Origin of the sequence: Pseudomonas sp. K2I15, assembly GCF_002204795.1 — a bacterium.
Lineage (GTDB): Bacteria > Pseudomonadota > Gammaproteobacteria > Pseudomonadales > Pseudomonadaceae > Aquipseudomonas.
In genome coordinates this window covers 1-15,907 of record NZ_NIXO01000087.1, presented here as the reverse complement: position 1 = coordinate 15,907, position 15,907 = coordinate 1, and the positions used below count along the sequence as shown (strand labels likewise).

16 protein-coding genes are annotated in these 15,907 nt (G+C 59.3%); 3 read left to right on the top strand and 13 right to left on the bottom strand.

Annotation, left to right across the window (positions count from 1 at the left end):
* Positions 1 to 161: 161 nt before the first annotated feature.
* Together CEC48_RS28870 and CEC48_RS28865 are read right to left on the bottom strand one after the other, a co-directional pair.
* Positions 162 to 929, bottom strand: a complete 768-nt coding sequence (locus CEC48_RS28870) for a TerC family protein (RefSeq protein WP_003214768.1) — start codon at positions 927 to 929, stop codon at positions 162 to 164.
* Positions 930 to 994: 65 nt separating this feature from the next.
* Positions 995 to 2,302 carry a CitMHS family transporter gene (locus CEC48_RS28865; protein WP_017477996.1) on the bottom strand — a complete coding sequence of 436 codons (1,308 nt, stop codon included), beginning with the start codon at positions 2,300 to 2,302 and terminating at the stop codon, positions 995 to 997.
* A 273-nt stretch (positions 2,303 to 2,575) separates the two neighbouring features.
* Here CEC48_RS28865 and CEC48_RS28860 point away from each other — a divergent pair, with 273 nt between their 5' ends.
* Entirely contained in the window at positions 2,576 to 2,977 is a 402-nt protein-coding gene (locus tag CEC48_RS28860) for a GFA family protein (RefSeq protein WP_088426916.1), read from the top strand.
* On the opposite strand, the gene CEC48_RS28855 is transcribed toward CEC48_RS28860, so the two are convergent.
* The 11 genes from CEC48_RS28855 to CEC48_RS28805 form a co-directional block, all read right to left on the bottom strand.
* Positions 2,974 to 4,935 carry a DUF4105 domain-containing protein gene (locus tag CEC48_RS28855; RefSeq protein ID WP_088426914.1) on the bottom strand — a complete coding sequence of 654 codons (1,962 nt, stop codon included), beginning with the start codon at positions 4,933 to 4,935 and terminating at the stop codon, positions 2,974 to 2,976. The genes CEC48_RS28860 and CEC48_RS28855 overlap by 4 nt on opposite strands.
* Positions 4,932 to 5,252 (bottom strand): DUF2388 domain-containing protein, encoded by a 321-nt coding sequence (locus tag CEC48_RS28850; RefSeq protein ID WP_010168687.1) that lies wholly within the window; start codon positions 5,250 to 5,252, stop codon positions 4,932 to 4,934. The genes CEC48_RS28855 and CEC48_RS28850 overlap by 4 nt, the downstream gene beginning before the upstream one ends.
* 26 nt (positions 5,253 to 5,278) lie before the next feature.
* Entirely contained in the window at positions 5,279 to 5,587 is a 309-nt protein-coding gene (locus tag CEC48_RS28845; protein WP_088426912.1) for a DUF2388 domain-containing protein, read from the bottom strand.
* 106 nt (positions 5,588 to 5,693) lie between these two features.
* Positions 5,694 to 6,014 (bottom strand): DUF2388 domain-containing protein, encoded by a 321-nt coding sequence (locus CEC48_RS28840; protein WP_017478000.1) that lies wholly within the window; start codon positions 6,012 to 6,014, stop codon positions 5,694 to 5,696.
* Between the two features lie 154 nt (positions 6,015 to 6,168).
* A complete protein-coding gene (locus CEC48_RS28835; RefSeq protein WP_088426911.1) occupies positions 6,169 to 6,363 on the bottom strand; it encodes a DUF1127 domain-containing protein in 195 nt (64 codons plus the stop codon).
* 263 nt (positions 6,364 to 6,626) lie between these two features.
* A complete protein-coding gene (locus tag CEC48_RS28830; RefSeq protein WP_010168694.1) occupies positions 6,627 to 6,842 on the bottom strand; it encodes a DUF1127 domain-containing protein in 216 nt (71 codons plus the stop codon).
* A gap of 318 nt (positions 6,843 to 7,160) precedes the next feature.
* Positions 7,161 to 8,654: an acetyl-CoA hydrolase/transferase family protein gene (locus tag CEC48_RS28825; protein ID WP_088426910.1), complete on the bottom strand. Its 1,494-nt coding sequence runs from the start codon at positions 8,652 to 8,654 to the stop codon at positions 7,161 to 7,163.
* Positions 8,655 to 8,834: 180 nt separating this feature from the next.
* Positions 8,835 to 10,271 carry an NAD(P)(+) transhydrogenase (Re/Si-specific) subunit beta gene (locus CEC48_RS28820; protein ID WP_003214748.1) on the bottom strand — a complete coding sequence of 479 codons (1,437 nt, stop codon included), beginning with the start codon at positions 10,269 to 10,271 and terminating at the stop codon, positions 8,835 to 8,837.
* Positions 10,271 to 10,591, bottom strand: a complete 321-nt coding sequence (locus CEC48_RS28815) for an NAD(P) transhydrogenase subunit alpha (protein ID WP_003187417.1) — start codon at positions 10,589 to 10,591, stop codon at positions 10,271 to 10,273. The genes CEC48_RS28820 and CEC48_RS28815 overlap by 1 nt, the downstream gene beginning before the upstream one ends.
* Before the next feature lie 15 nt (positions 10,592 to 10,606).
* On the bottom strand, positions 10,607 to 11,728 hold the full coding sequence (locus CEC48_RS28810) for a Re/Si-specific NAD(P)(+) transhydrogenase subunit alpha (protein ID WP_088426908.1): 1,122 nt from the start codon (positions 11,726 to 11,728) through the stop codon (positions 10,607 to 10,609).
* A 446-nt stretch (positions 11,729 to 12,174) separates the two neighbouring features.
* The gene (locus tag CEC48_RS28805; RefSeq protein ID WP_176438802.1) at positions 12,175 to 13,074 is read right to left on the bottom strand and encodes a LysR family transcriptional regulator; all 900 of its coding nucleotides are present in this window, start codon (positions 13,072 to 13,074) and stop codon (positions 12,175 to 12,177) included.
* A gap of 157 nt (positions 13,075 to 13,231) precedes the next feature.
* Here CEC48_RS28805 and CEC48_RS28800 point away from each other — a divergent pair, with 157 nt between their 5' ends.
* Both CEC48_RS28800 and CEC48_RS28795 read left to right on the top strand, forming a co-directional pair.
* A complete protein-coding gene (locus CEC48_RS28800) occupies positions 13,232 to 14,413 on the top strand; it encodes an acyl-CoA dehydrogenase (RefSeq protein WP_088426904.1) in 1,182 nt (393 codons plus the stop codon).
* Positions 14,414 to 14,426: 13 nt separating this feature from the next.
* Positions 14,427 to 15,647: a CaiB/BaiF CoA-transferase family protein gene (locus CEC48_RS28795; RefSeq protein WP_088426902.1), complete on the top strand. Its 1,221-nt coding sequence runs from the start codon at positions 14,427 to 14,429 to the stop codon at positions 15,645 to 15,647.
* Positions 15,648 to 15,907 lie beyond the last annotated feature (260 nt).

Genomic DNA, 15,907 nt, shown 5'->3' with positions numbered 1-15,907 from the left:
CTCAGCCATGCATTACGTCCTGCCTCATCGGCGTGAGGAGCGCATTTATCCGCGGGCCATCCGGCTCAAATCACCGAAATATCCGATCAGAAATAAAAAAGCCAGTCAGCTTAACTGACTGGCATTAGCCCTGGGGGCCCCTTTTTACACGCGGGTCGGGTTTATTGACCCGGAATGTCCTTGCGTAGTTTCACAGGGTCCTGCTGTTTCTTCTTTTTCGCGATCGCGGTGCGCATCTTGATGTTCACCGCTTCCACCGCCAGGGAGAACGCCATGGCAAAGTAAACGTAGCCTTTTGGCACGTGAACGTCGAAGGCTTCGGCGATCAGCACGGTACCCACCACCAGCAGGAACGACAGCGCCAGCATCTTCAGCGACGGGTGTTTGTCGATGAAATCGCTGATGGTGCCGGCGGCCAGCATCATCACCAGCACGGCGACGATAATCGCGGCCACCATCACCGGTACGTGGGAAACCATACCAACGGCGGTAATCACCGAGTCCAGGGAGAACACGATGTCGATGATCGCGATCTGGATGATGGTGTAGATGAACTTGCCACCGGCGCCTTTCGGCTCGTCGTGGGTTTCGTCTTCACCTTCCAGGGCGTGGTACATCTCCTGGGAGCTTTTCCACAGCAGGAACAGGCCACCGAAGAACAGGATCAGGTCGCGGCCGGAAATGCCTTGGCCAAACACCACGAACAGATCGTCGGTGAGGCGCATCACCCAGGTAATCGACAGCAGCAACAGGATGCGCGTAACCATGGCCAGCGCCAGGCCGAAGATCCGGGTGCGCGCTTGCATGTGCTTGGGCATGCGGCTGACCAGGATCGAAATCATGATGATGTTATCGATGCCCAGGACGATCTCGAGGGCCGTCAGGGTGAAGAAAGCAATCCAGATTTCCGGATTGGTCAGCCATTCCATGTGTATTCCTTTGAACGAGTGTTAGACCGCGCCGGCCTTAAGAGCCGGCGCAGTGAGTTGTACGATTATAGAGTGCTGAACAGCGGAAAAATCCCCATCAGCAATGCGGCGACCATTATGCACAGGCAAACCAGCACCGCCCACTTGAGGGTGAAGCGCTGGTGATCGCCAAATTCGATACCCGCCAGTGCCACCAACAAGTAGGTGGATGGAACCAATGGGCTCAGCAAGTGCACGGGTTGGCCAACGATCGAGGCGCGGGCCATTTCCACGGCGGTGATGCCGTAGTGGCTGGCCGCTTCGGCCAGTACCGGCAGTACGCCATAGTAGAAGGCATCGTTGGACATGAAGAAGGTAAACGGCATGCTCACCAGCGCGGTGATCACCGCCAGGTAAGGGCCCAGGGCGTCGGGGATGACCGCCAGCAGGCTCTTGGACATGGCATCGACCATGCCGGTGCCGGACAGGATGCCGGTGAAGATACCGGCGGCGAAGATCAACCCGACCACCGCCAATACGCTACCGGCGTGGGCGGCGACGCGGTCTTTCTGCTGTTGCAGGCACGGGTAGTTGACGATCATCGCGATACTGAAGGCCACCATGAACAGCACGGGCAGCGGCAGCAGGCCGGCGATCAGGGTGCACATCAGGGCCAGCGTCAGGGCGCCGTTGAACCAGATCAGCTTCGGACGGCGGGCATCCGGGTACTGCGAAACGCTGATTTCGCTGTGGTCGATTTCGTCGCCGTGCAGGTGCAGTTCGCCGAGGCGCGCACGTTCGCGTTTGCCGTACATGTAGGCAATCACCAGGATGGCAACCACGCCCGCCAGCATCGCCGGGATCATCGGCACGAAAATATCCGACGGGTCTACATGCAGCGCGCTGGCCGCACGGGCGGTCGGGCCACCCCATGGCGTCATGTTCATCACGCCGCCGGCGAGGATGATCAGGCCGGCCATGATCCGCGGGCTCATGCCGATGCGCTTGTACAGCGGCAGCATAGCGGCCACGCAGATCATGTAGGTAGTGGCGCCATCACCGTCCAGCGAGACCACCAGAGCCAGTACGGCGGTGCCGACCGAGACCTTCAGCGGGTCGCCCTTGACCAGCTTGAGGATCTTGCGCACGGCCGGGTCGAACAGGCCCGAGTCGATCATCAAGGCGAAATAGAGGATGGCGAACATCAGCATCACGCCGGTCGGCGCGAGCTTGGTGATGCCTTCGAGCATCATCGGGCCGATCTTCGGCGCGAAGCCGCCGAACAGCGCGAACAGGATCGGTACGATGATCAAGGCGATCAGCGCGGACAGGCGCTTGGTCATGATCAGGAACATGAACGTGATGACCATGGCAAAGCCAAGGAAAGTCAGCATAGGAATACTCCAGGCGTAGCGCGGCTAGGGAATGGCGAACCGGTTGGGGTCAGCGCAGAGCGAACAGCACGAGGCGTACGGGTGGAGTCGGGTCAAACAGGCGGGTACGAGCGGACATCGGGAATCACCATTGTTGTTGTTAACAACCGGTCTGTTGCCGGTAGTGGTGGGCGATCCTAGTCGCGGAAGCTTTCAGCCAGCTTTCGTTTAAGAAACAGGCTACGTTGAATGGACGACTGGTCCTGCATGAAATAAGGAAGTGGGAGACAGAAGATGCATGAGCAACACCAAGGCGGCTGCCATTGCGGTCGGGTGAGCTATCAGTTCAGCGGGGCGTTGGTGGACATTGCCCATTGCCACTGTTCGATTTGCCGGCGGGTCAGCGGTGGGTTGGTGACAACCTGGATCACCCTGCCCCGTTCTGCGTTTGCGTGGGTGGCGGGAACACCGGCGCAGTACGAATCGTCATCGACGTGTGTGCGGTATTTCTGTTCGAACTGTGGGGCGCACATGGCGTTGGTGACGCACCTGAGTCCCGAAAGTATCGATGTGACCATCGCGACCCTGGACCAGCCGGAGCGGGCCCCGGCAGATCGGCACATCTGGGTAGAGAGCCGATTGCCGTGGTTGCATCTGGATGAGCAGTTACCGCAAGAGGATGGAGAGACGCTCTAGGGCAGCTCAAACCCACCGGAGGCCTTGTGCAGCGCCCGCAGGTGCTCGCCCAATTGCTTGAGGTTGGCCTCACACGCGGCAATCTCCGCCGCGCGGGACGGTTCCAGCAGCGCCCTCACCTCTTTGTCCAGGTCGCCGGTCAGCGACTGCAATTGCTTCTGGCGCGCGGCGCTTTCCGATTCCAGGCGCTGTGACTCCATTGGCTGCGGCAGGCCGTAACCGCTGGTGCCCAGCAGCTCTGCCGGGCGACTGAGGAAGCCGCTGTTGGCGAGAATCTGCTGCAAGGTGGCGTTGGCCTTCTCCATACCGCCGTTCTTCAGCTCACGGGCGCCGAGGTAGCGTTGTTTGACCTCATCCTGGGCCAGCATGAGTTGCTTGCGGAAACTCGCTTGTTCCAGCAGCAGCAAGGCCGCGCTGGTGCGCAGGTCGGCCTCGGCGAACCATGGGCGACGCTCCTCGGCGCTCAGTGACAGCCAGTCCTCGACCTCGGCCTGCTTGATCGGCAGGCGCTTTTTCAGCACCTCGAACATCGCCTGGTAGCGCTCGCGGAAAGAATCAAAGTGATAGCCCAGGCGCAGCGCGCGCTTTTTGTCGTCCAGCACGCTGGTATCGGCCAGGCCCCGGCCCTTGAGGACTTCCAGCAGGCCATTGGGCGTGATGTTGTCCAGGCCGGTCAGTTGCGGGTTGGCGCTGCCGCTGCGTAACAGTTTCAGGCTCTCGACTGCGCAGTTGTTGGAGATGAAGAAGTAATTGCCGTCGTAGCTCCAGTGCATTTCGGCGGCGTGCTCGACAGTGTCGTTGATCTCCTGGCGCGTCAGCTTCAGCGGCACCGAGGCCAGGCCGCGCAGTTCGGTCTTGGTGTATTCGTCGATGACCTGTGACAGCGGCAGCACGAACAGCCGGGACGGGTACTTGCCGATCAGGCCGTCCCAGCTCGACAGCTGTACGTCGCCGACAAAAGCGCGGTAGGACAGAACCAGGTGCTGGTCCAGGTCCAGCCGGCAATCCGGGCCGCGTGGCCGGCCGGGCGCGCAGATCACCAGGCGCAACATGCTGTGGCCCCAGCGACTCACCAGGTTCTGGTTGGCTTCGGCCAGCAGGTAGTCGATTTCGTAGACCCGCTCGGGGTCGACCTGGCCCAGTGGCGTCTTGGCGAAGTCGTTGCCCGCATTGAGGAAGGCGTAGGTTTTGGCGCAGGTGTCCTTGGCCGGCGGCGCCCAGCCAAAGTGTTCCTTGTAATAGCGGTACAACGAAGGCCGGCGGCAGGCGTAGCTTGGGTCGAGGAGGAAGTACTCCATGTTGACCGCGACGAATTCCAGCGGGCTGGTGGTTTCGTAGATGTCGGGGCTGCGGGCGACCTGGTGGTTGTTTTGTTCGCGTTCGCCACGACGGCCGACGTATTGCGGCCAGCCGGCGAGGTCCAGCAGGCGTGGGTCATCGCTGAGGGTAAAGCGGCGGTCGTTCTGGCCACGGCATTGATCGGGCAGGCCGATCAGGCCGGTGATGTTGTTTTGGCGGCTGCAACGCTGGATCAGCTTGCGATCGGCGCTGGACCACAGGCGGGCGCGGTCGTAGATGTGGGTCAGCTCATGCAGCACGGTGGCGAGCATTTCCCGGCGCACGGTGCCGTGGGGGCGGTTGGTTTTTTGCGTCGCGGCGCTGCCGTCGGTGAGGCTTGCCAGCAGGTTGCTGTTGAGGTCCAGTTCGGACACCAGCGAGGCCTGGCCGTAGGCGTTCTCGGGCATTTTATCGGTCCAGCCGACGTCGATGGTCCGGTCCAGTTGTTCGATGAAGCGCGGCGGCAACGCCTGCATCGCTTCATCCAGCAAGGCCTGGCTGGCCTGCTGCTGGGCCGGGCTCAAGCCATCGGTCTTGAGCCGTAGTTGCAGGGCGGCCTGAGCCGCGCTGACGCCCAGCAGCAGTGTGCCGGCCAGTAGGCAGGCGGCAATTCGCCTCACAGTGCGAGGATAGCTTCGGCAAGGACCTGGTCGCTGGCGTCGCGGGCTTCCGGCACGCGAGTCCGCAGGGTGTCGAAGGCGGCTTCAAGTTGGGCGCCGCGAATCTCGCCATTGCTGGCGACGAAACTGGCCGCGTCGTCGTGGGCTTCGCGCACGACCTTGGAGTCGCGGATGGACGTGGTGGTGTCCGAGGTGAAATCAATGGTACGGGCCGAGGCACGGACAATGATGTTACTGGTGGCCTTCAGGGTTTGTGCCTGGGCAACACCGGCCAACAACAGCAGGCCGAGAGCGGCGGCGATCAGCGGGCTACGCATGGAATGACTCCGAAATACAAAGATGATTATTGGACGAGAATTGCTTGAGCCAGTTCAAGGTCACTGGCGTTAAGTTTTGGCTGGTTGCGACGCAGATAATCCAGCGCTGATTCCAGTCGGGCTCCCCGCCATTGGCCGTCAGTGGCAATGAAAGCGGCAGCGTCATCCTGGGCGGCCAGTATCAGTTTATGGTCGAACGGTGCGGAGGTCACTTTGCTGGTGGCATACGCACTGACAACGAGGCTCTGGGTGGACAGGTCAAAGGCCAGAGCTTGCGTGGACCAGCAGGCGCAAAACACTACGGGGACGATCAACAGGCGGTATGAAAAAGCCATGGGACTCGACAACTGAAAACGAGCGCCAAGGCTAGCGCAATGCCTGGGCGAGAGCCAGCGCGCAGGATCAGGGAGCGCTTGGCGCTCCCGTCTTCCTTACCTGCAGTCAGATGGCCAGGATTGCCTGGGCCAGTTGAGCGTCAGTCGCGGTATTCAGTTGCGGAGCCTGTTGGCGGATCTGGGCCAGGGCGCTTTCCAGTTTCACGCCACGGATGGCGCCTTCACTGGCTACAAAGCTGGCGGCGTCGTCACGGGCTGCACGTACGACTTTGTTGTCACGCAGGGAGGACGTGGCATCGGAGGTGGCGTCTGAGGTGGCTTTCAGCGCGCCGACGATCGAATCCGTGGTCACGATCAGGCTGGAGGCGTTGGCATTGGCAGCCAGGGCCAGCAGGGCGGCAGTGCTCAGCAGGCGAAGACGAGACATGGGGTGACTCCTGTAAATGAACGAATAAAAGTGGCACAAAGCCGCTACTTGATCGGCGGGACCATGGGCATCAGACGCCCGTTCTACAGGGTTCGCCACGTGGTAATCGGATATTAAGCCGCCGTTTATCCGCTCGGATAGCCACCCGACGCGATTACTCGCTCCAGAACGATTTGGACAGCTCAGCTGTTCGGTCGCCGTGACTGATGCCCGCGTCAGACAACTCTCGCGGGTCCAGTTGAGCCAGCAACCTGCGTGTGCGGGCCCGTTGCTCCCAACGGGCGAGCGCTGAAGCAGCGCGCTTCAGTAGCCGTATGTATAGAGGGCGCTGCTGGGTTTGGGCGTTCATGGCTAGAGTCTTTCATGAGGTCCTGGGACACCATGTTGGGCTGGATGGGGTTACCGATACAGATACACCAAGGCTAAATTGTACTGCTTAATTGTTATGTTTTTTAAACTGTACCTGTTGATATGAAAGCCTACTGTTTTCGCCCTCAAAAATCCAAACTCCAGAAACAACAAAACCCGCCTCCGGTTACCCGGGGCGGGTTTTGCTTTAACAATTCGGGGTGCTGGCTGTGGACCCGGTGGGTCAGGGCCAGCGGACGCTAATTAGCGCCAGAACGGCTTGCTCAGCTCTTCGTAGCGTTGTGCTTCGCTGATACCGGCGTCAGCCAACAGACGCGAATCCAGGCGAGCCAGTTGATGGCGGCTGGAGATGCGGCGCTGCCACAACATCAGGTTGGCGATAACGCGCAGAGGCAGGGAAGCCTGGGTGTTTACAGCTTTTTCTTCGAAGAACAGATCGGAACTGAGTGTACGTTCCATGATGACATCCTTCCGCTTGTGGCGGGATTAGGTAGTGGTTTAACTGATGCCAATGATCCTCCTCCGGCGCAAGACTCTCTAGATACAGTTCACCTGTATTGTGAGGGGCCAGTTAACTGTTTATAGAGGCTGTACTGTACGAAATTGGGGCAACTGTACCTGTCGGCACTTTTATGGTGCGTTTTAGGTGTTTTTAAAGATGGGGGTGGGATTTTTCGGTAGGAAATGACCGGTACAGCAGTACAGTTTTTTTAAAAATGTAGCTTGATGAACCCGGACTGATGAAACTGTGTTTGCATCAGTCCGAATCTGTATCAATCACGCCTTCAGCATATGCCCGGTTTCTTCCAGGTTGATGTGCCAACTCAGTGCTTCTCGCAGGATGTGCGGGGTGTGGCCGCCCAGGGCGCAGGCTTGGGTGAAGTAAGTATTCAGGGCGTCGCGGTATGCCGGGTGCACACAGTTGTCGATGATGACCCGAGCCCGTTCCCGCGGCGCCAGGCCACGCAGGTCTGCCAGGCCTACCTCGGTCACGAGAATGTCGACATCATGCTCGGTATGGTCCACATGGCTGACCATGGGCACCACGCTGGAAATCGCGCCGGCCTTGGCAATCGACTTGGTGACGAAGATCGCCAGGTGCGCGTTGCGCGCAAAGTCGCCTGAGCCGCCGATCCCGTTCATCATCCGCGTGCCGCAGATGTGGGTGGAGTTGACGTTGCCGTAGATGTCGAACTCCAGCGCGGTGTTGATGCCGATGATGCCAAGGCGCCGCACCACTTCCGGGTGGTTGGAGATTTCCTGGGGCCGCAGCACGAGTTTGTCTTTATAGCGCTCCAGGTTACCGAACACGTCGGCGTTGCGACGTTCCGACAGGGTGATCGAGCTGCCCGAGGCGAAGCTCAGCTTGCCTGCATCGATCAGGTCGAACGTCGAATCCTGCAGGACTTCCGAATACATCGTCAGGTCTTCGAACGGCGACTCGATCAAGCCGCACATCACCGCGTTGGCAATATTACCGATGCCGGCCTGCAGCGGGCCGAGCTTGTTGGTCATGCGCCCGGCGTCGACTTCTTCTTTAAGAAAGTTGATCAGGTGATTGGCGATCGACTGGGTGTCGCTGTCGGGCGGTGTCACGGTGGAGGCCGAGTCCGACTGGTTGGTGATGACGATGGCGACGATCTTCTCCGGCGGGATCGGAATCGCGGTGCTGCCGATACGGTCATCCACGGCCACCAATGGAATAGGCGTGCGGGTGGGGCGATAGCTCGGGATATAGATGTCGTGCAGACCTTCCAGGTTCGGGTTATGCGCCATGTTGATCTCGACGATCACCTGCTTGGCGAAAATCGCGAAGCTGGCGGAATTGCCCACGGAAGTGGTCGGCACGATGTGGCCTTGCTCGGTGATCGCCACGGCTTCGATCACCGCAATGTCCGGCAGCTTGAGCTGATTGTTGCGCAGTTGCTCGACGGTTTCGGACAGATGCTGATCGATAAACATCACTTCGCCGGCGTTGATCGCCTTGCGTAGGGTGCTGTCCACCTGGAATGGCATGCGTCGCGACAGTACGCCGGCTTCGGTCAGTTGCTTGTCCAGGTCGTTGCCCAGGCTGGCGCCGGTCATCAGGGTGATTTTCAACGGCGAGGTCTTGGCGCGTTCGGCCAAGGCGTGGGGCACGGCCTTGGCTTCACCGGCGCGGGTGAAGCCGCTCATGCCGACGGTCATGCCGTCCTGGATCAGTGCGGCAGCGTCAGCCGCGCTCATGACCTTGTTCAACAACGAAGGCAAGCGGATACGATCACGGTACATGGATTGTTATCTCGGGCTACGGAAGCAAGATGCGCAGTCTAGTGATTTCAAAAAATTTCGTCCCGCTACCATGGTCGAATGCCAGGCAGCGATTTAGAGCCTTTTGTCGGTTTTTTGCCGACAATAAAAAACCCCAGCCTACTAAAGGCCGGGGTTTTGGGTATTGCGCTGGCGCAGTGTTTATTCGACAGCCTTGACCATGTCTTCGATGACCTTCTTGGCATCACCGAAGACCATCATGGTCTTGTCCAGGTAGAACAGTTCGTTGTCCAAACCGGCGTAGCCGCTGGCCATCGAGCGCTTGTTGACGATGATGGTCTTGGCCTTGAACGCTTCGAGGATCGGCATGCCGGCGATTGGCGACTTGGGATCGTTCTTGGCGGCCGGGTTGACCACGTCGTTGGCGCCGAGTACCAGTACCACGTCGGCCTGGCCGAACTCGGAGTTGATGTCTTCCATCTCGAACACCTGGTCGTAAGGCACTTCTGCCTCGGCCAACAGCACGTTCATGTGGCCAGGCATGCGACCGGCAACCGGGTGGATCGCATACTTCACGGTCACACCACGGTGGGTGAGCTTCTCGGTCAGCTCTTTCAGGGCATGTTGCGCCCGTGCCACCGCCAGGCCGTAGCCCGGGACGATGATCACGGTGTCGGCGTTGGTCAGCAGGAAGGTTGCGTCGTCAGCCGAACCGGATTTCACCGGGCGCGCTTCTTTCGAGCCTGCCGGGCCTGCGGCGTCTGCCGTGTTGCCGAAACCGCCGAGCAGTACATTAAAGAAGGAGCGGTTCATCGCCTTGCACATGATGTACGACAGGATCGCGCCGCTTGAGCCCACCAGCGAGCCGGCGATGATCAACATCGAGTTATTCAGCGAGAAGCCAATACCCGCCGCTGCCCAACCGGAGTAGCTGTTAAGCATCGAAACGACCACCGGCATGTCGGCGCCGCCAATCGGGATGATGATCAGCACGCCCAGCACGAACGCCAGTGCCAACATCAATGCGAAGGCGCTGAGGTTGCCGGTGAACATGAAGGCCAGGCCCAGGCCCAGGGTCAGCAGACCCAGCACCAGGTTCAGTTTATGTTGGCCGCCGAACTGTACCGGTGCGCCCTGGAACAGGCGGAACTTGTACTTGCCCGACAGCTTGCCGAAGGCAATGACCGAACCGGAGAAGGTAATCGCACCGATCGCGGCGCCGAGGAACAATTCCAGGCGGTTGCCTGCGGGAATCGAATCCCCCAGGTGTTTTACGATGCCCAGGGATTGCGGCTCCACGACTGCGGCGATGGCGATAAATACCGCAGCGAGGCCGATCATGCTGTGCATGAACGCCACCAGCTCCGGCATCTTGGTCATTTCAACGCGCTTGGCCATGATTGAGCCGGCAGTGCCGCCGACCAGTAGGCCAACGATGACGTAGCCGATGCCGGCGGTCGCCAGCTCAGCGCCGAGCTTATAGATGAGGCCTACAGTGGTGAGCACCGCCAGCGCCATGCCGAGCATGCCGAACAGGTTGCCACGCCGCGAAGTGGTTGGGTGTGACAGCCCCTTGAGGGCCTGGATAAAGCATATCGACGCGATCAGGTAGAGCGTCGTGACCAGATTCATGCTCATTACTTCGGCGCCTCTTCTTTTACTTTCGGGGCTTTCTTCTTGAACATCTCAAGCATCCTGCGGGTAACCAGGAAGCCGCCGAACACGTTGACCGCAGCGAGGGCTACAGCCAGTGTGCCCATGGTCTTGCCCAGTGGCGTCACGGTGAGTGCGGCAGCCAGCATGGCACCGACGATCACGATCGCCGAAATTGCGTTGGTCACCGCCATCAGTGGGGTGTGCAAGGCTGGGGTGACGTTCCATACCACGTGATAACCGACATAAATCGCCAGCACGAAGATGATCAGGTTGTAGATACCGGGGGAGATAAGCTCTTCCATCGTCTGAATCCCTGCTTAGGCGTTTTTGCGGATGACTTGGCCGTCGCGGCACATCAGGCACGCGGCGACGATGTCGTCTTCGAGGTTGATTTCAAACTGCCCTTCCTTGGTGAAGACCAGCTTCAGGAAGTCCAGCAGGTTGCGGGCGTACAGCGCCGAGGCATCGGCGGCGACGGCGCCGGCCAGATTGGTCGGGCCGCAGATGGTTACGCCGTTTTCCACCACCACCTGGTCTGCCACGGTCAGCGGGCAGTTGCCGCCTTGGGCTGCGGCGAGGTCGATGACCACCGAGCCTGGCTTCATCTGTGCGACGGTCTCGGCGCTCAGCAGGGTCGGAGCCTTGCGGCCAGGGATCAATGCGGTGGTGATGACGATGTCGGCTTGCTTGGCGCGCTCGTGCACGGCCAAGGCCTGGCGCTGCATCCAGCTGGTAGGCATCGGGCGCGCGTAACCGCCGACGCCGACGGCGCATTCGCGTTCTTCATCGGTTTCGTAGGGCACGTCGACGAACTTGGCGCCCAGGGATTCGATCTGTTCCTTTACGGCCGGGCGCACGTCGGACGCTTCGATGACCGCACCCAGGCGTTTCGCGGTAGCGATCGCCTGCAGCCCTGCTACGCCAGCGCCGAGAATCAGCACGCGCGCGGCTTTCACCGTACCGGCGGCGGTCATCAGCATTGGCATGAAGCGCGGGTAGTGATGGGCGGCGAGCAACACAGCCTTGTAGCCGGCGATGTTGGCTTGGGAAGACAGCACGTCCAGGCTCTGCGCGCGGGAGGTGCGTGGCGCGGCCTCCAGTGCGAAGGCGGTGACGCCGCACTCGGCCAGCTTGGCGATGGTTTCGTTGCTGAACGGATTGAGCATGCCCACCAACACGGCGCCGCTTTTGATCAGCGTCAGTTCGCTGTCATTGGGGGCAACCACCTTGAGGATCAGCTCGGCGCCGAATGCGTCACTGGCGCTGCCAATGGTTGCGCCTGCCGCTTCATAGGCGCTGTCGACGACACTGGCATTGATGCCTGCCCCGCTCTGCACAGTGACCTTATGGCCCTGGCCGATCAGCTTCTTGATGGTTTCCGGGGTGGCAGCCACCCGCGTTTCACCGGTCTGGGTTTCGAGAGGAACACCAATGTGCACGTCAAATCTCCTGCATGATCTTTTTGCTTTGATTTTTGTAAAAAGGCCAGTGCACCGCGAGAGGCACATCGGGGCGGCCGATCAGCACGATCCCGCTGAAACAAAGCGGGGCGCGGCATTTTGCAGGCGAACTTTACGGCCTTCAAGAGATTATGACGGGTGACGAAAAATTAACTACAAGTCACCCTGTGACTGATTGTCGCAATGCTTGGATATAAGCCTTTAAAATACAGGTAGTTAAAGGCCTTTAGCTCAAATCTGAGATTTTTACCATCGCCGATGTGAATGGTTGTGTATTGCCGCGGATTTATGGCTACAGGCCAATATAAACATGGCTTTAAGCTGATTTATGACCGAAAAATACAGTCTTCTAAATTGCGACATATATATACATATGTAGGTATTTGTATTTATTGACTACAGGGTCAACAAGCTGCCTTTCCCCTTTATATATTGGGGTTATAGCGTTGTGACTGATCGATCAGCCAGTCTCTGAATGCGTGTAGGGAAGCCGATTCGACTTTTCTCTCGGGAATCATCAGGTAGTAAGCCTTTGAGCTAGCCAGTACCTGAGGGCTTGCGACCACCAGGTGGCCTTCGTTCAATTCCCTTTGGATAAGGAACGGCGGAATCAGTGCAATGCCCATGTCATGCATGGCTGCCTGGGACAACATGGAGAATAGCTCGTAACGCGGGCCTGTCATGTCGCGGGGTATGTCCAGCTGTTGCGCGTTGAACCACTGGCGCCAGGCGTAGGGGCGTGTGGTTTGTTGCAGAAGAGGCAGTTCGGCGATTTCCTGGGCGCTGAAGTGCGGGCGATTGCCTAGTAGGCGTGGGCTGCACACCGGGAGCGGATTTTCTCCCATCAGTTTGTGGGATTCGGTGCCGGACCAGTCGGCATCGCCAAAGTAGATTGCCGCGTCGAATTCGGTATCGGCGAACAGGAAGGGGCGTGTGCGGTTGGTCAGGTTGACGGTGACCTCCGGGTGGTGGTGCTGGAAGTCCTTGAAGCGCGGGATCAGCCACTGCGTGCCGAAAGTCGGGACCACCGCCAGTTCGATAACGTTAGTGCCCTGTTGGCCCATCACCGACAAGGTGTCGCGCTCAACCGCGTCCAGCTGTGTGGCGACCCGGCGGCTGTAGGAAAGCCCGGCTTCTGTCAGCTTCACGCCTCGGCGCGAGCGTCGAAACAGCTCGACACTCAAAAACTCCTCAAGGCTTGCGATTTGTCGGCAGATTGCGCCTTGGGTGATCGAAAGCTCCTGCGCAGCCTTGGTAAAGCTCTCGTGGCGGGCTGCTGCCTCAAAACTGACCAACGCCGTGGTGCTGGGAATCTTTCTGCGCATGTACCGTAGCCTCACAAGTAAAGAGCGTCTATGACGGTTTTGGGTGTTACGGAGTGAGAAATTAGCACAAGGCTATGCCAAAACCTCGTTTGCCCTCCTCGCTTGCCCGGCCTAGGCTCCATGCACGACTTTTGATTTACTTCGCGAGGACTCACTCATGGGCGGTAAGGCAAGCTTCAACTGGATCGATCCACTGCTGCTGGATTCACAGCTCACCGAGGAAGAACGCATGGTGCGCGACAGCGCCGAGCGGTTCGCCCAGGACAAGCTGGCGCCGCGTGTGCTCGAAGCCTTCCGCCATGAAAAGACCGACCCTGCAATCTTCCGTGAAATGGGTGAGACCGGTTTGCTGGGCGCGATGATTCCGGAGCAGTACGGTGGCAGCGGCTTGAACTACGTCAGCTATGGCCTGATCGCTCGTGAAGTCGAGCGTGTGGACTCCGGCTATCGCTCGATGATGAGTGTGCAGTCGTCGCTGGTAATGGTGCCCATCAATGAGTTCGGTACCGAAGCGCAAAAGCAGAAATATCTGCCGAAGCTGGCTTCTGGTGAGTGGATCGGCTGCTTTGGTCTGACTGAACCTGATCATGGTTCCGACCCTGGCGCGATGATCACTCGTGCACGCAAGGTGGATGGCGGCTACAGCCTCACCGGCAGCAAGATGTGGATCACCAACAGCCCGATTGCCGATGTGTTCGTGGTGTGGGGCAAGGACGATGCTGGCGACATTCGTGGCTTCGTTCTGGAAAAGGGTTGGAAAGGCCTGAGTGCTCCGGCGATTCACGGCAAAGTCGGGCTGCGCGCCTCCATCACCGGTGAGATCGTCATGGATAACGTGTTTGTTCCTGAAGAAAACATCTTCCCGGATGTGCGTGGTTTGAAAGGTCCTTTCACGTGTCTCAACTCGGCGCGTTATGGGATCTCGTGGGGGGCGCTGGGTGCTGCGGAGTTCTGCTGGCACACCGCGCGCCAGTACACCCTTGATCGTCAGCAGTTCGGGCGCCCATTGGCGGCTACCCAGTTGATCCAGAAGAAGCTTGCAGACATGCAGACTGAGATCACCCTCGCCCTGCAAGGTTGCCTGCGGTTGGGTCGCATGAAGGATGAAGGTACCGCCGCTGTGGAAATCACCTCGATCATGAAGCGCAACTCATGCGGCAAGTCCCTGGACATTGCCCGGATGGCGCGTGACATGCTCGGCGGTAACGGTATCTCCGATGAGTTCGGCATTGCCCGTCACTTGGTCAACCTTGAGGTGGTGAACACCTATGAAGGTACCCACGACGTGCATGCGCTGATCCTGGGGCGTGCGCAAACCGGTATTCAGGCGTTCTATTAATAGGAGGGCGACCATGGGCGCGCTATCGCACCTGCGGGTACTGGATTTGTCGCGAGTGCTGGCGGGCCCATGGGCCGGCCAGATACTTGCGGACCTTGGCGCTGAAGTGATCAAGGTCGAGCGGCCCGGTAACGGCGACGACACTCGTGCCTGGGGGCCGCCCTTCCTTAAGGATGCGTATGGGGAGAACACCACTGAGGCGGCGTATTACCTGTCGGCCAATCGCAACAAGGAGTCGGTGACCATCGACTTCACTCGGCCGGAGGGTCAGAAGCTGGTGCGTGACCTGGCGGCGAAGTCCGACATTCTGATCGAGAACTTCAAGGTGGGTGGCCTGGCGGCCTATGGGCTGGATTATGAGTCGCTCAAGGAGATCAATCCGGAGTTGATCTACTGCTCGATTACCGGGTTTGGCCAGACTGGGCCCTATGCGACTCGTGCGGGCTACGACTTCATGATCCAGGGGCTTGGTGGGCTGATGAGCCTGACTGGGCGTGCGGGGGGGGAAGACGGCGCCGGGCCGGTCAAGGTGGGTGTGGCGCTGACGGATATCCTTACGGGGCTCTATTCGACGGTGGCGATTCTGGCCGCCATGGCTCACCGGGATCATGACGGCGGCGGTCAGCATATCGATATGGCGCTGCTGGATGTGCAGGTGGCCTGTCTGGCCAACCAGGCGATGAACTACCTGACGACGGGTGTGCCTCCCAAGCGCCTGGGTAATGCTCATCCTAATATCGTGCCGTATCAGGATTTTCCTACGGCGGATGGCGACTTCATTCTTACTGTGGGCAACGACGGACAGTTCCGCAAGTTTGCCGAGGTGGCTGGGCAGCCGCAGTGGGCGGATGACCCACGGTTTGTCACTAATAAGCTGCGAGTGGCCAATAGGGCGGCACTGATCCCGTTGATTCGCCAGGCTACCGTATTCAAGACAACCGCTGAGTGGGTGGCGCAACTGGAGCGGGTGGGCGTGCCTTGCGGGCCGATCAATGACTTGGCGCAGGTGTTTGCCGACCCGCAAGTAAAGGCTCGTGGGTTGGCGATGCAGTTGCCTCATGCATTGGCCGGGATGGTGCCCCAGGTGGCCAGCCCTATGCGCCTGTCCAAGACCCCTGTTGAATACCGCAGTGCGCCTCCCCTTTTGGGTGAGCATACCCATCAGGTGCTGCAGCAAGTGCTGGGCTTGACGCCGGCGAGTGTGTTGGCTTTGCGGGAGGCTGGGGTCATCTGAGGCTTCTCTTCTATATAGAGGGCTGTTGAGGTCCTCTATATAGAAGGATATAGGTCGGTTTTTAGCCAGGAGTGCTTATTTGATAGAAATCCTGAATTAAGGGTTGACGGCAGATTCTGGAAGTCTATAATTCGCCCCACTTCCGGCGCAGTCGAAACGGAAAACTCCTTGGTAAACAAAGAGTTATGTAGGTTTCGACAGCGAGCTGCTTCAGATCATCGAAGCCCAGAAGGAGTTAGTAAGGTCGTGTTGTTTAGCCC